Origin of the sequence: Kosakonia sp. YIM B13571 (assembly GCF_042788095.1) — a bacterium.
Classification (GTDB): Bacteria; Pseudomonadota; Gammaproteobacteria; order Enterobacterales; family Enterobacteriaceae; genus Kosakonia; species Kosakonia quasisacchari.
On the sequence record NZ_JBHZPL010000003.1, the window covers coordinates 633,217 to 647,238 of the forward strand.

At 53.9% G+C, this 14,022-nt stretch carries 14 protein-coding genes and 2 pseudogenes; 10 read left to right on the forward strand and 6 right to left on the reverse strand.

What is annotated here, in order from left to right:
* The first annotated feature begins 272 nt into the window (after window positions 1–272).
* The 3 genes from ACFX4O_RS11485 to ACFX4O_RS11495 all read left to right on the forward strand — a co-directional run bounded on the left by ACFX4O_RS11485 (window position 273) and on the right by ACFX4O_RS11495 (window position 2,658).
* On the forward strand, window positions 273–548 hold the full coding sequence (locus tag ACFX4O_RS11485) for a hypothetical protein (protein WP_131409180.1): 276 nt from the start codon (window positions 273–275) through the stop codon (window positions 546–548).
* 107 nt (window positions 549–655) lie between these two features.
* Window positions 656–1,066: an ASCH domain-containing protein gene (locus tag ACFX4O_RS11490; RefSeq protein ID WP_380208874.1), complete on the forward strand. Its 411-nt coding sequence runs from the start codon at window positions 656–658 to the stop codon at window positions 1,064–1,066.
* Window positions 1,067–1,479: 413 nt separating this feature from the next.
* On the forward strand, window positions 1,480–2,658 hold the full coding sequence (locus ACFX4O_RS11495) for an alpha/beta hydrolase-fold protein (protein WP_380208827.1): 1,179 nt from the start codon (window positions 1,480–1,482) through the stop codon (window positions 2,656–2,658).
* A gap of 72 nt (window positions 2,659–2,730) precedes the next feature.
* Here the strand turns inward: ACFX4O_RS11495 and ACFX4O_RS11500 are convergent, their stop codons facing one another.
* Genes ACFX4O_RS11500 through ACFX4O_RS11510 form a run of 3 tightly spaced genes read right to left on the reverse strand, consistent with a single transcriptional unit; the run spans window position 2,731 to window position 5,910 of the window.
* Window positions 2,731–3,642 (reverse strand): efflux RND transporter periplasmic adaptor subunit, encoded by a 912-nt coding sequence (locus ACFX4O_RS11500; RefSeq protein WP_380208829.1) that lies wholly within the window; start codon window positions 3,640–3,642, stop codon window positions 2,731–2,733.
* On the reverse strand, window positions 3,639–3,854 hold the full coding sequence (locus tag ACFX4O_RS11505) for a DUF1656 domain-containing protein (RefSeq protein WP_131409187.1): 216 nt from the start codon (window positions 3,852–3,854) through the stop codon (window positions 3,639–3,641). The genes ACFX4O_RS11500 and ACFX4O_RS11505 overlap by 4 nt, the downstream gene beginning before the upstream one ends.
* Window positions 3,847–5,910, reverse strand: a complete 2,064-nt coding sequence (locus tag ACFX4O_RS11510; protein WP_380208876.1) for an FUSC family protein — start codon at window positions 5,908–5,910, stop codon at window positions 3,847–3,849. Before ACFX4O_RS11510 ends, ACFX4O_RS11505 begins: the two co-directional genes overlap by 8 nt.
* 77 nt (window positions 5,911–5,987) lie before the next feature.
* On the opposite strand from ACFX4O_RS11510, the gene ACFX4O_RS11515 reads away from it, so the two are divergent.
* Window positions 5,988–6,776: a helix-turn-helix domain-containing protein gene (locus ACFX4O_RS11515; protein WP_131409189.1), complete on the forward strand. Its 789-nt coding sequence runs from the start codon at window positions 5,988–5,990 to the stop codon at window positions 6,774–6,776.
* Between the two features lie 75 nt (window positions 6,777–6,851).
* On the opposite strand, the gene ACFX4O_RS11520 is transcribed toward ACFX4O_RS11515, so the two are convergent.
* Window positions 6,852–7,202, reverse strand: coding sequence for a DUF1304 domain-containing protein (locus tag ACFX4O_RS11520; RefSeq protein WP_131409191.1), 351 nt, complete (start codon window positions 7,200–7,202; stop codon window positions 6,852–6,854).
* 161 nt (window positions 7,203–7,363) lie between these two features.
* On the opposite strand from ACFX4O_RS11520, the gene ACFX4O_RS11525 reads away from it, so the two are divergent.
* Window positions 7,364–8,032 (forward strand): class I SAM-dependent methyltransferase, encoded by a 669-nt coding sequence (locus ACFX4O_RS11525; protein ID WP_380208832.1) that lies wholly within the window; start codon window positions 7,364–7,366, stop codon window positions 8,030–8,032.
* A 173-nt stretch (window positions 8,033–8,205) separates the two neighbouring features.
* Here the strand turns inward: ACFX4O_RS11525 and ACFX4O_RS11530 are convergent, their stop codons facing one another.
* Window positions 8,206–9,165, reverse strand: coding sequence for a YbgA family protein (locus ACFX4O_RS11530; RefSeq protein WP_380208833.1), 960 nt, complete (start codon window positions 9,163–9,165; stop codon window positions 8,206–8,208).
* 31 nt (window positions 9,166–9,196) lie between these two features.
* On the opposite strand from ACFX4O_RS11530, the gene ACFX4O_RS11535 reads away from it, so the two are divergent.
* The gene (locus tag ACFX4O_RS11535; RefSeq protein WP_131409195.1) at window positions 9,197–9,391 is read left to right on the forward strand and encodes a hypothetical protein; all 195 of its coding nucleotides are present in this window, start codon (window positions 9,197–9,199) and stop codon (window positions 9,389–9,391) included.
* Window positions 9,392–9,571: 180 nt separating this feature from the next.
* Here ACFX4O_RS11535 and ACFX4O_RS11540 read toward each other — a convergent pair whose 3' ends face one another.
* Window positions 9,572–10,300 carry a MerR family transcriptional regulator gene (locus tag ACFX4O_RS11540; protein WP_380208835.1) on the reverse strand — a complete coding sequence of 243 codons (729 nt, stop codon included), beginning with the start codon at window positions 10,298–10,300 and terminating at the stop codon, window positions 9,572–9,574.
* Between the two features lie 118 nt (window positions 10,301–10,418).
* On the opposite strand from ACFX4O_RS11540, the gene ACFX4O_RS11545 reads away from it, so the two are divergent.
* From ACFX4O_RS11545 to ACFX4O_RS11560, 4 genes and pseudogenes are all read left to right on the forward strand, one after another.
* Entirely contained in the window at window positions 10,419–10,943 is a 525-nt protein-coding gene (locus ACFX4O_RS11545; protein ID WP_380208837.1) for a lipocalin family protein, read from the forward strand.
* Window positions 10,944–11,182: 239 nt separating this feature from the next.
* Window positions 11,183–11,407 (forward strand): annotated as a pseudogene (locus tag ACFX4O_RS11550) (hypothetical protein); the annotation flags it as partial.
* A 606-nt stretch (window positions 11,408–12,013) separates the two neighbouring features.
* On the forward strand, window positions 12,014–13,669 hold the full coding sequence (locus tag ACFX4O_RS11555) for a ShlB/FhaC/HecB family hemolysin secretion/activation protein (RefSeq protein WP_380208839.1): 1,656 nt from the start codon (window positions 12,014–12,016) through the stop codon (window positions 13,667–13,669).
* Between the two features lie 12 nt (window positions 13,670–13,681).
* Window positions 13,682–14,022, forward strand: a pseudogene (locus tag ACFX4O_RS11560) (filamentous hemagglutinin); the annotation flags it as partial.

The following is a 14,022-nucleotide window of genomic DNA, read 5'->3' on the forward strand; positions in this document are numbered from 1 at the left end:
AATGTTATGAGCAGGTTCTGCTTATTGACGGGGAACGATCACTATTCGTTGTTTAAGCTAAATCTTAACGCGGGTATCGCCATGTCGACTGCTGAAAAAAGAAACTGGCGTCAGAAAAGAAAAACGCGAATGGTCATTGCCGATAGGTAGGGAACGATGAAAGAAAAGAGTATTTCTTATCGGCTTAACAGATTACGCAGAAAACAAGTTCAGAATTCGCTTAAGCCAGATAGATTACCTGTCAGGTAATCTTTTCTATGAGGGAGTGAGAAATGACAGATTACAGTTTTTATCAAAAAGGTAAGCAAATCGTGGTGCTGAAAAGCGCGGAAGTGGATGCCGCTTCTCAGCTAGTGGCACAGGGCTTCGAGAAACAGTTTGAAGAGGTCAGCGCGACCAGTGAAAAAAACGCGCTTGCCCGCTTTGCGGATATTCGCCGTGATAACCAAATCGATCGTGAAAACTTCCTCGCAGGCGCAGGACCGATGCCGCTTATCGGCGGATTGACGGCCATTATTACGTCTCTTGTGCGCAAAAAAGAGCAGTGATCGAAAATTGAAAGCGCTGCCGGTTATGTTAATTGATGAGAAGTGAGGCCGCGCACAGTTCACCCAAATGCGAATTGCCGCGTAGCTACGCCGATAAAAGGTCCATGATGAAGAGTATTGATAAACTAAAGACGACATATCCCGGCGCACAGGCATGGTCATTCGGCGACAGCCCGGAGATGGCAAACGCGCTTGCAAGCTTAGTGGTGAGTGGAGTGAAAACAGCCTCCTGCGGCTCGCTTGCCTCGTACCTGGCTGAAGAGCCGGCACCCAAAATCGGCAGTTATCATATTATTCTCAACGGGCAAAATTCCCCGGTATGCGTCATCAGAATGCTATCGATGCGCCTGGTACGCTTTTGCGATGTGACGGAAGCCTTTGCCAGAAAAGAGGGCGAGGGCGATTTAAGCCTTGAATACTGGCGCAAAGAGCATAAAGCCTTTTTTACCCGGGCGGGATTTTTCGCCGAAAAGATGGAGCTTGTTGCAGAAGAGTTCGCGGTTGTTGAGGTTCTCTAAACCGGTGCATCGCGGTTGACCCGCATTTCCATCACACCTTCTGCGAAACGTGCCGGGCACGTTTCGCCTGTAAGGCAGCAAATATTCACCTTCAAAATGCGCGCCGCTGCAGCATGTCGAAAAGCGCACTGCGCAGAAACGTAGCGTGCTGTTCAGATAACCGTCATCTCTCTCAACCTCGTTCAAATTGGTTAAAAATCCCTGATTTACGCAACATATATCGCAAAACGTGGAGAAAGAGGTTTTAAAAATCCAGCCAATACGCCAACTTTTGCTGCCAGCCTTCGTGAGTAACCTTTATCAGATACACGTACCGGCAACACGTCGGGGGTGCTGGCGCTCAGGTTGAAGCGTGGTGGGAATGCGCGCTAACGGGTTCTATGTTAACGAGAAAATATAATGAGGGAGTGGATATGAAAACAACTATCACCGGGCTGACGTTTGCTATCTGCACACTTTTGGCGGGCGCGACGCTTCCTGCCGTTGCCGCGCCTTTTCCGGCAACCCCGGACTTATCTATGCCGGTGAGCCAGTATGTGACCCAGGTTAACGCCGATAAAAGTATTACCTTTCGCCTTTTCGCGCCGGGCGCAAAACGGGTATCGGTCGTGACCGGTTCTACCCCGGATAGCTCGGTCTCGCATGATATGCGCAAAGATGAGAGCGGTATATGGTCGTGGAAAAGCGCCACGATGGCTCCGAATCTTTACGAATATTACTTTGATGTTGATGGTTTTCGTTCTGTGGATACAGGAAGCCGGTTTCAGAAACCGCAGCGGCAGGTCAATACCAGCCTGATTCTGGTGCCGGGCAGTATTCTCGACGATCGCGCTGTGCCCCATGGCGATCTGTTGACGGTGACCTACCACGCGAAAGAACTGCGTTCGGAGCGCCGTATGTATATCTGGACGCCGCCGGGTTACACCGGTAAAGGCGAGCCGCTGCCGGTGCTCTATTTCTACCATGGCTTTGGCGATACCGGCCTTTCCGCCATTGATCAAGGGCGGTTACCGCAGATAATGGATAACCTGTTGGCCGAAGGGAAAATCAAACCAATGCTGGTGGTGGTGCCGGATACGGAAACGGACATTCTGCAGGCGATTCCCGAAAATTATCCGCCAAAAGATCGTCGCAAAATGTTCTATCCGCTTAATGCCAAAGCGGCAGACCGCGAACTGATGTACGACATCATTCCGCTGGTCGATGCCCGCTTTAATGTGCGCAAAGATGCTGGCGGACGTGCGCTGGCCGGGCTCTCACAAGGGGGCTTTCAGGCACTCGTTTCCGGGATGAACCATCTGGACAGCTTCGGCTGGCTGGCGACATTCAGTGGCGTCACGACTGCCACTGTACCGGATGCCGGCGTGACAGCGCAGCTCAATAAGCCGCAGGAAGTGAATAAGCAGTTGCATAACTTCACGGTAGTGGTCGGCGAAAAAGATGCGGTCACCGGGAAGGATATTGCCGGGCTTAAAAAAGAACTGGAGCAAAAAGGCATCACGTTTAGCTATAAAGAGTATCCCGGCCTGGGACACGAAATGGATGTCTGGCGTCCCGCATATGCTGAGTTTGTGCAGAAACTGTTTAAATAAGGTATTGCAATCTCGTCCGCTGGCGCTGATTTGCCAGCGGACAAAATAGTAAGACTCCCTTCGACGCTTTGGTTATTCGCCGGTTATTCGTGTGAGTAATGACCGGGACGTATTCCGCCCGGAAGGTTCCACCGACACGCTGGCGGATAAACCCGCCACTAACTCCACGCCCGCGGGCAGCTTGTCGATATGAATACGGACCGGAACGCGCTGCGCAAGTCGCACCCAGTTAAAGGTGGGGTTGACGTCCGGCAGGCCAAGACCGCCCGTTTCGTCATTGCTGTCGCCGATGCCGTGCCCGATGCTCTCAACGTGACCGGTTATGACGGGCTCAAATCCCATCAGCGCGATGTGCGCGCGATTTCCGACATGAATATGCCGCAGTTTTGTCTCCTCAAAATAGCCCACCACCCAGAAACTGTTCGCATCAATGATGGCCACTTTGGTTTCCCCGGCGGTGGCGTAGTCGCCCGGACGCAGCCTGAGATGCGTGACATAGCCCGCTACCGGCGCGCGCACCGTGGCATGCGCTAAATTAAGCTGTGCCAGTTCCAGCGCCGCCAGCGCGCCGTGATAATTTGCCGCCGCGATGCTGGCCGCACTGCCTGTTTGTTGTAAGTCTTCGCTGGAGATCACGCCTTTGATCTGTGAACGCCTTGTCGCCGCATCCTGGCGCATTGACATCTCATGACGTTTCGCCTCGACATCCGCCTGCGCGCTGGCCACCGCCAGCTTCAGCCAGTGCGGATCAATCGAATAGAGCACATCGCCACGATTAACCCACTGGTTATCACGAACGGCGACATTTGCCACCGGCCCGGAAACATCCGGCGCTATTTGCACCACATCAGCACGCACCCGGCCATCACGGGTCCAGGGACGCTGCGCGTAATGTTTCCACATCATGTAAGCGAGGAGGGTTGCCACCAGCACGGCGCTTAACGTCAGTGCATAACGGCTCAAAAGAGAAAAAAAGGATTTCATACGACTAACCCCAGCGCGTTCAGCCCCTGCATGAGCAGGAAAAAAGTAACAATGTAAGTGGAAAAACTCATCAGCGGACGCAAGGGCAAACGACGATAGCGCCTGCTGAAAGTGAAAAGAGGTAGCCATAACAGCGTGCAGAACAGGGCCGCAAGGGCGATAACCAGCAGTCCGGGGATGTAAACGCCACCGAGATTAATGTCATTAATCATCGACGCACCCCGCGTGCTGTTCGCTTAATGCGCAGTGCAGATCAACCAGACCGTCAACGAGCTGGCGCGACTGTTCATGGGGCTGCAGGGATGAGAGACCAATCATGGCCTGAATCCGCTGACGTAACGCACTGGTTGGTGTATCGCGGGCAAGCAGAGAAAGGATCTCGCCAATTTCATGGGCTTTTTTGCGATCTTTCTGCGCCTGAAAACGGCGCAAGTGCATCACGGAAAGGCCAATGCGCAACGAGTGCAACATCTGGTTAAGCGTTTGCTCTGCGGAGTGCCCGCTCCGCTGCAAGCGCGGCAGTAACAACGCGGTCCGGTCGATCATCAGATTGGTCCAGTGAGTTTCATCGGGTTTGAATACGCCTTGCACGCTGCGTTGAACGTCTCGTCGGCAGATGCGTAGCAAGCGTTCAATGGCGGCGTCAGCCTGCACGGTTTGTAGCAAGCTCATACTGACCACCGCAAAGCCGGTTGCGGCAAAGAGCGCGATGGCGGTATTGACGGCCACGGCGAAATCTCCGCTGTAGTGGGCCCCTAACTCGCACAAAATAGGCAGTGTCAGGGTGATCCCCATGGCCATGAACGTAGTGGCTGGTCGAGCCTGCAACGATCCCGCCAGCAAATATGCCGGTGCGAGCACCGCGACCAGCACCGAAAACTCAGTCACCCCAGGCAGCAGGGCGAAGCTGTAGAGCAGGCTTATCATTACGCCCCAGGCGGAACCAATCATGTATTTAACAATATGCGGCGCCGGGGTATCGAAACTGCCAAACAGCGTGCAGCAGACCCCGAGAATAGACACCGCCGTACCGCCATCGGGCCAGGCTGAGTCAATCCAAATCAGGCAACCACTCAGTATGATGACAAAAGCACCCAGCGCAGTGCGCGCCGCTGACCGGCTGTCGCGGTGGAACACATAGCCTTTCGCCGGTTTATCTTCGGCCTGTATTTGCGCCGGTTTTGCGTGCGCGAGTGTGTCCGCGAGCCGTTCGCATTGCAGCAACAGGATAATGGCCTCATAAAGGTGACGGACAAAGTTCATCTGGAGCGCGGTTTCAAAGGTCAGCGTCTCTGCGGCGGCGAGCTGCTTGCTTAGCGCTGCACTGCGTTCTGCCAGCGCTTGCCCGGTTATTTTCCGTTTCGCTGTATCTTCCCCGGCGAGCCAGCTCTGCATCTCGTCCTGCAGCGTCCGTACGTCGTCGGGCAGCGCGGTGATCATCAACAGGCGATCGTGTAATTCACCGCTGACAATTAACAAGCGCGCCAGCTTGTCATGGAGGGCTTTTCGCGCATGGCGAACAGGCGCTGAGAAGGCAAAGTCGTAGGGGATATGGTGGCTCAGGCCTTGCAGGAACTGTAACGCCAGCGCCAGTCGCAGATTAGCGGCCGCCTCATTGGCGCTGCCTGCTAACGCGTCGGCCAGCATCTGGCGCGCAGAATGCAGCGTTTGCGCGATTTTGCTGTTGAACAGGCCGGAGATTCGTTTTGGCAACACATAACGGTGAATCAGTGCCGCGCAGAAGATGCCAATCCCGATCTCTTGCACACGAACAACGGCGGTATCGAAAATCTCACCGGGGTGAAATACCGCCGGAAAACCAATCAGACTCGCCGTGTAACCGGCCAGCACAAAGGCGTAGGCGCGGGGTGTGCGTTCAAGCAGCGATAAATACAGGCAAAAGGTGATCCAGCCGGTGAGTACCACGCTACAAAAAATCGGCATGTTCACAAAAGTCGGCACAATCAACACCGTCGCGCCGGCACCTACTATCGTACCGGCTAAGCGGTAGACGCTTCGGCTCAGTGACGCACCAACGGAGGTTTGCGACACAATGTAAACGGTAATGATCGCCCAGGAGGGTTTTTCAAGGCCTATCGATAAGGCGATGTAATAAGCGAGCATTGCCGCAGCAAAACTCTTGGCAGAATAGAGCAGGGCACTGGCATCGTCCCGTAAGGTGAATGAGGCCAGCGCGCCACCCGTACGATGAAGCGCAACAGAAATTGCCTGCAAAAAGCGGCAGTGAGAGAAGGCTATTTTGTTCATACCGGGAAGTATTACCGGCTTGCGCATGCCATTAAATACTTTATTCTGTCAAAAAATACCTAAATGTTGCCAATCGTATGAAGCCTAATTACGCCACGACCGTGTTTGACCCCGATGATACGCACAGCCCGGCCGTCGCGCGCCGTCTTGACTTCGTTGATTATGAAGCCGAAGTGCCGATACATACGCATCGCAAAGGGCAATTAATCATTGCGCTGTATGGCGCGGTTATCTGTCGTGCGGAAAATGAGATCTGGATAGTGCCGCCGCACTGCGCAGTATGGATCCCCGGCGGGGTTCCTCACAGCGCCAGCGCCACCTGGAACGCACATCTGAATTATCTTTTTATTGAACCTGGAGCCGCAGCACTGCCAAATCATTGCTGTACGCTGGCCATTTCCCAGTTGATTAAAGAATTAGTTGATCGTTTAACCCGTGAACGTGTCGATTATCCGCCAGATAGCCACGCAGCGAGGCTAACTAGGGTCACGCTTGATGAATTGGCCACCATGCCGCAGCAGAACTTCAATTTACCGGTGTCTGCGCATGCCAAAATACGCGCCATGGCCGATACGCTGGTGAGCCATCCGGAAGATCGCAGCACCTTTAAAGAGTGGGCGAAACGCCTCGCGCTGAGCGAGCGCTCATTGGCGCGCTTGATGTTGCGTGAGACGGGGCTGACGTTTGGGCGATGGCGTCAACAACTCCATTTGATTATTGCGCTGCAGGCGTTAGCCAGCGGCGAATCAGTGCAAAACGTGGCGACAAAACTCGGTTATGAATCCGTTAATGCCTTTATCACCATGTTCAGAAAAACGATGGGTAGCACGCCAGCACACTACTTTGCCGAACGAAAAACGCCGTAGCCTGCAAACGTGAATAACCGTTTTGGCTGCCAGGCCGTTTGTAACAGGCCTGGCGCTTGCAAGCAGGAACAACATTTACGGCACCAGCAGGGCAATTAATGCAAGCAGTGCCGGAAGTGCTTGTACATAGAGTATTTTTCGGCTGGCTGTGACAGCACCGAAAATCCCGGCAATCAGCACGCAGATCAGGAAAAAGAGGGTGACAGGCACGCCGCTTGCACCCAGCCATAATCCCCAACATAGCCCCGCCGCCAGAAAGCCGTTATACAGCCCCTGGTTCGCAGCCAGCACGCGGGTGTCGCGCGCAAACTCCGCGCTAAGATTAAAGGCTTTGCGGCCTGTTTTGGTGTCCCACAAAAACATTTCGAGCACCAGAATGTACAGATGAATGGCAGCGACAATCGCAACGAGAACAGTAGCTAACACAGGAAACCTTACTGGATAAGGGCAGGTGACGTGGAGTATAGATAATTGCGGCAACTGGTGCAGCGAGCACGATGAGGATTATGTCGTTTTTCGTGGCTCATCGCATTTTGCCCCATCGACAATATGACTGACGACAGGCTTGAGCAAGGTAGCGGTTAATAATGAACATCTACGAAAAACAGTATCGGGAACTGATAGCAAATGGAGAAGCCGCCTGGGCTGGGGGCGGTTATCTTCGGGCGAAAGAACAACAGCAGCAGATTTTTTCATGGCTTGAGGAGCACCAGTACCTCCCGCAACCCGGTGCAACGGTGCTTGAGTTGGGTTGTGGCAATGGCGCGATGGCCGCGCAATATTTTGCGCAACGAGGTGACGATGTCTGGGGCGTGGATTTCGCGCAGACGGCGATTCACTGGGCTGAGGAACGTTTCAAACAATCAGGTCTGCGCGCGCACTTTTGGGTCGGAGATGTCTGCCACCTTCCTCAGTGCAAAGAGGCCATGTTTGATCTGATTATTGATGGCAGCTGTTTGCACTGCCTGATCGGGGATGCCAGACCACGCTGTTTTGCTGAAGTGCGACGATTGCTCAAACCCGCAGGGTATTTCGTTGTCAGCTCGATGTGCGGGATGCCGCGCTTTCAAGAAGATAGAGAGAATTACGATACCGAACACCATTATTTGCTCAGAGAGGGTCAACCCTGGCGCACGTTAAAACCACTCCCGGCCTTAGTGGAGGAGCTGCAGCAGGCACAATTCACCGTGCTGGCAAGCCACGTTAATCCTAACCCGTGGTGGGATCATGCGACCTTAGTCTGCTCAGCGTATTGACCTGCTGGGATTGATTTGCCTCGACGTGCTAAGGCGAAATATCCATCATGGCATGCGGCAACCGCTGGCCGTTGCGTGACGCGCCGCGAAAAAAAAGACGACAAGAGATGTCGTCTAAATGTGGAACGTGAGGAGCCCGTATCAGGGTCATTCGAGCTTTCTTTTCATGGTATTCAGTTGACGGTCAGACGTAGCCCAAGCACGTCCGGGTAGGGGGCAAAGTAATTTTGTTTTGCCAGGTAACGATCCGGGTACTCGGCCAGATAATGCTTCAGTAGCGTTATTGGCGCGAGGATCGGCAACAACCCGTTGCGATAATGGAGGATCACATCGCGCAGCTCGCCCCGCTGGCGGCTATTCAAATGCTCACGGAAGTAGCCCTGAATGTGCATCAGCACGTTGGTATGATTTTTCCGCGACGCGTTTTTTTTCAGGATGGTCATCAGTTTTTCGCGGTATGCCACAAAGAAGGCGTCCAGGTCTTCCCACTCGTGCAGTGAGGCGACGAAGGGGCCAATCTCCCGGTAACCGGCCTGGTCGTGCGCCAGCAACTGGAGCTTGTAGCGGCTGTGGTAGTCCAGCAGTGCGCGGCGGGTCAGACCGTTAGCCTTGAGTGTGTTGAGCTCATGCAGAGCGAAAACGCGCTCGACAAAGTTTTCCCGCAAAAGCGGATCGTGCAGGCGACCGTCTTCTTCAACCGGCAACCACGGGAAGTGTTCCAGCAATGCGCCGGTAAAAAGACCCACACCCTCTTTACGCCCGCGATTGCCTTTTTCATCATACAGCCGCACGCGCTCCATGCCGCAGCTCGGTGATTTGGCACAGACGATAAAACCGGATAACGCGCTCACTTGCGGAAGATAGGCCTGAGTAAAATCGACCATTTTCTGTGTCACATCTTCATGCGGCGCATGGCTGAAGCGCATGCTGAGCGCTGAATCACTGCTCTGAACCAGACGCAGTGCCGGGCGAGGCACGGGCAGGCCGATAGACATTTCAGGACACACCGGTTTGAACGTCACCCACTGTGCCAGTTCGTCCATCACAAAACCCACGCGTTTGTGCCCGCCGTCAAAGCGTACCGCCGAGCCGGTTAAACATCCGCTGATGCCAATGATGGGTTGAGTGTTCATGAGGTTATCCTCTTATTACTGCGCGTGATGGATGAAGAAAAATGTCGCTCTGCAAATGGTCGTGGCGGATTTCGTCATCCCGGTTGTATTACGTACAGCCCTGCAAAAACATCCTGTAACTGCTGCCGATGCTGTTCACCGGCCTGCTGTAACGCCAGGTAATGCCTTACCCCCTGCGGAAGCGAACTCATGCATCTTTTCGGAGGCGTTAAATAGCATGGTGTAACGGCATACTTCAAACTTACACAATTAAATTTATTTGTCCAAGTTTTGCTGGCGATATTTTTTATTTGGCAATAAATTCAAAGCATTGTTACTGGCGTTATTATGCGCTTTTTATGACTGTGGCAGATCCGCAACGCTTCACGGTTGTGTCGCGAAGCGGTGCCAGCGGGGAGGATCGGATTTAGAGTGAGATAACCTCGAGGGAAACGACAGAGGACTGCCAGAGCGCGATCTGCTTTTTACGTGCGGCGGAGAGCGTGCCCGTGGTGACCAGCAGCCACTTTCGCTGCGGGAAAATCTCCGGGGCCAGCGTGGCGGGCGGAACAGGAAGCATGTCGATACGGTGACCCTGGCCGGTACGTTTAAGCGCTTCGAGCCAGATTTCACACGGGTCGGTAAGGTGCCATCCGGTAATCAGATAGTTATCGCCCGGCGCCTTTCTGTCCCCTTCGAGGCAAAATGAGGTGTAGGAGAGGATGATGCCGTCCAGAATTTCGCGCAGGGTCATCATCGCCGGGATATTGGCTGACACTTTGCTGCGCAGCGGACGCAATACTTCAGTGACCAGCTCCGGGCGCGGGTATTCGCGGCCTGAATCGTAAATCAGCTGACGCAGGGATTCGATTTTTCCCTCTTTCAGCCGCTGCAACATGCTCTCCTGCAAGGTGAGCCAGTTGTTTGTCCTGTGCGTTTCCGGACGCGCCAGCAGGGGTTTCACCTGGCTTACCGGAACCCCTTTTTTTACCCAGTCGAGGATTTTTAGTGCCTGCTGGACATCATCATCGCTATACAGCCGGTGACCGCCCCCGGTGCGCATCGGCTTAAGCAGGCCGTAACGACGCTGCCACGCACGCAGCGTTGTCGGGGTTATCCCGCAAAGTTGAGCAAATTCGCCGATGGAGTAAGACATGAGGGAAACCTGATAATAGAGAATGCTCTCAATATACTACGAATAGTAATGGGTTGAATGAAGAGCGGAGCGTTTGCACTACACTTTACTCCCAACCGCGACGATGAAAGGAGTTCTCATGAAGCTATGGCCTGTGGTGACCGGTGTTGCTATCGCGTTGACACTGGTTGCCTGCAAATCCCTCACGCCGCCAAAAGGGATTCAGCCGATCACTGGCTTTGACGCCAGCCGTTATCTTGGCAAATGGTATGAAATCGCCCGCCTGGAGAATCGCTTCGAACGCGGGCTGGAACAGGTGACGGCCACCTACGGCAAGCGCAGCGACGGGGGCATCAGCGTACTTAATCGCGGCTATGATCCGCTGGAAAACAAGTGGAGCCAGAGCGAAGGCAAAGCCTATTTCACCGGCGAACCCACGACAGCCGCGCTGAAAGTCTCTTTCTTTGGCCCATTTTACGGCGGCTATAACGTCATTAAGCTTGACGATGATTACCTGTACGCGCTGGTGAGTGGCCCGAACCGCGATTATTTGTGGATCCTGTCGCGCACGCCAACGCTGCCCGAGGCGGTGAAACAAGATTACCTGGATACGGCGCGAGGTCTCGGTTTCCGGGTTGATCAACTGGTGTGGGTGAATCAGTAACAGGGCGTTAAAAACATCCATCATGTTGCGTGGAAAAAACGCTCGTCGGTGGGGATTATCTACTGGCGAGTCTGCCGCGTAGTTCAAAATGTCGGGGTTCGGCTTTTTCAGGCAGCAGGGGATTTTAGCTGCGCTGTCGTGAGATTGTATGAGATGTCATGAAAACAAAAATCCACGCAATTGCGTGGATTTTATAGATTTTTGTGGCTTTCATGAGATTCGATTAAACCTTATGAGACAACACATTTTATTTAGACGTTAAGGCATCGCGTAAACGCTGGAAGTCGGATGTGATGCGCCGAAAATTGTTGTCGCACATGTTACAGGGCCTGGAAAGCCGGGCTGTATACGATTACGTCATCAGCCACACGGGCGTATGCGCGCTGGAGCACGATGGGTTTGTTTCCTATCAAGAGGTAACTGACTGGTGTCATCCATATCTTTTGATTGAGAAAAAACATTAAAGAAGCTATTAAGTTAGCTCAGGTCAACCTCCGGTTGGTAGCCTTCTTGCACAAGAATCAACATAGCCTGATATAAGGAACGTTTGTGACGCGTAAAGCAAATTTTAACAGCGGCTATTCTTCACGGGCATATCTTGAGTTTGTTATGTCATTAATGTATTTCGGCATATCCGGATGTACTGTGAAGCCAAACAGTGCTTGCGAACCTGGTGACAATCCCGCAAACCAATAACACATGGTTATTGTAAAGTAGGAAATGAAACCATCACGATATTATAACCTTTTATATGTTTACGTAATGTGATTTGCCGTTATAAGGTCTAACTATCATTAAAAAGCATGAATGGTAATTTTAAGTTAGTTCTCCATTGTATTTCTTGGGGCGCTGGCTTGTCATTATTTTCCGGTGGGTTGGCATGCTAAAATATCATTAACTGGAATATATCCTGCGCTAAACCTAAATTTAGACAGGATTTGTCTATTTACCTCCTGAATATTGTTTTTTCATTAAGCCCATAAGAAAATACTTAAAAATGATGATGATAACTAACCTAACCAAAATTTACTGGTGAGGGTTACCTTTATTCTGGTCAGGGATGGGCTTACGTGCGCTATTTAGTGGGGTGGTTATTTTTTGTGACGGCGGCATTGCAGGCCGCACCCTTATCACCGGCGGATCGTGATGCCGTCCGTCAGCAGCAGGAACAACTACTGCGCCAGAATCAGCAGCAGCGCGACGAGCTGGAGCGCAGCACACCGCTGCCGCGCGCAGGCCGCACCCCGTCTGACACGCAGGCCGGTGGCCCCTGCTTTGATATCCACACCATCACCCTTTCCGGCGTGACGCTCATCAGTGAAAAAGCGCAGCAGAAGCTGCTCGCACCCTGGCAGAACCAGTGTCTGAATATGGCGAAAATAACCGGACTCACCGCCGCCATTTCCGACTGGTATATCAGCCGGGGCTATATTACCAGCCGCGCGTTTCTTACCGAGCAGGATTTATCCCACGGGGAATTACGCATTGTGGTGCTGGAGGGGAAATTACGTCATATCCGCCTGGAAGGTCAATCCCCGCGCATGCTGAAAATGGTATTTCCGGGGCTGGAGGGGAAAGTTCTCAACCTGCGGGATATAGAGCAGGGTATGGAGCAGATTAACCGTCTGCGCAGTCAGCCGGTGCAGATTGAAATAGTGCCGGACAGCGAACCCGGTTATTCCACCGTGAATTTAACCGCCACACCGGAATTTCCGTTAAGTGCCTCTGTGTCGCTGGATAACAGCGGACAGAAAAGCACCGGTGAAAATCAGCTGAACGGTTCACTGACCGGCAACAATTTACTTGGACTGGCGGATAAATGGTTTGTCAGCGGCGGACGCAGCAGCGATTTCGCCACCGGGTATGACGCGCAGAGTTTTCAGGCCGGGGTCAGTATTCCGTACGGCTACAGCCTGCTGGATTACAGCTACGCCTGGAGCAACTACCGCACCACCATCCTCAATCAGGGGTTTCCGTGGGTCTCCACCGGGGACACGAAAACCCACCGCCTGAACCTCTCACGCGTTATTTTCCGCAACGGCGACATCAAAACCGCGCTCAGCGCCGGCATCACGCAGCGCGCATCGCGCAACTGGCTTAACGACGCCCCGCTGGTGAGCAGCACGCGCAACCTCTCCAGCCTGCAGCTTGGCATCAGCCACACGCAGAAACTGCTGGGCGGCGTGGCAACCTTTAACCCGACCTACAGCCACGGCATGCCGTGGTTTAACGCCGAAACCGATGAAGGCAAAACCGGTGATGTGCCGCGCGCGCAGTTCCGCAAGGGGAGCCTCAGCGCCAGTTTTCAGCGCCCGCTCACCAGCGACCTGCTGTGGCTGACCAGCCTGTACGGGCAGTGGTCGCCGGACCGGCTCTACGGCAGCGAGCGCCTGACGCTTGGCGGTGAAAGCTCGGTGCGTGGTTTCAAAGAGCAGTACATCTCCGGCGATAACGGCGGTTACTGGCGCAACGAAGTGAATTACACCCTCTTCACGCTGCCGGTACTCGGGCAGATAAGCGCCACCGCGGCGCTGGATGGCGGCTGGCTGGAGAAAGACCGGCTTGACCGGTACGCCGCGGGCACGCTCTGGGGTGCCGCTGCAGGGCTGGGCAGCGCCGGGCGCGGGTTCGCAAGCCAGGTCTCTGTCGGTACACCGCTGCGTTACCCGGACTGGCTCGGCCCGGACCACCTGACATTTAACTGGCGTGTGGCTGTCACTTTTTAAAGGAAGACAAGGATGAATACCGATAAACCGGTTCGTTTTTCGCAGCGCGCACTCAGCTGGCTGATTATCGGCCTGCTGGTCTGGCAGCCCGTGGCACCTTCCTTCGCGGCGGCCATCACGCCGACCGGCCCGGCCAGCATGGACAAAGCCGGCAACGGCGTGCCGGTGGTGAACATTGCCACGCCGAACGGCGCGGGCATCTCGCACAACCAGTTTAACGAGTACAACGTCGGCCAGCAGGGGCTCATCCTCAACAACGCCACCGGGCAACTGACGCAGACCCAGCTTGGCGGGCTTATCCAGAACAACCCGAACCTGAAGGCCGGGCAGGAAGCGAAGGGCATTATCAACGA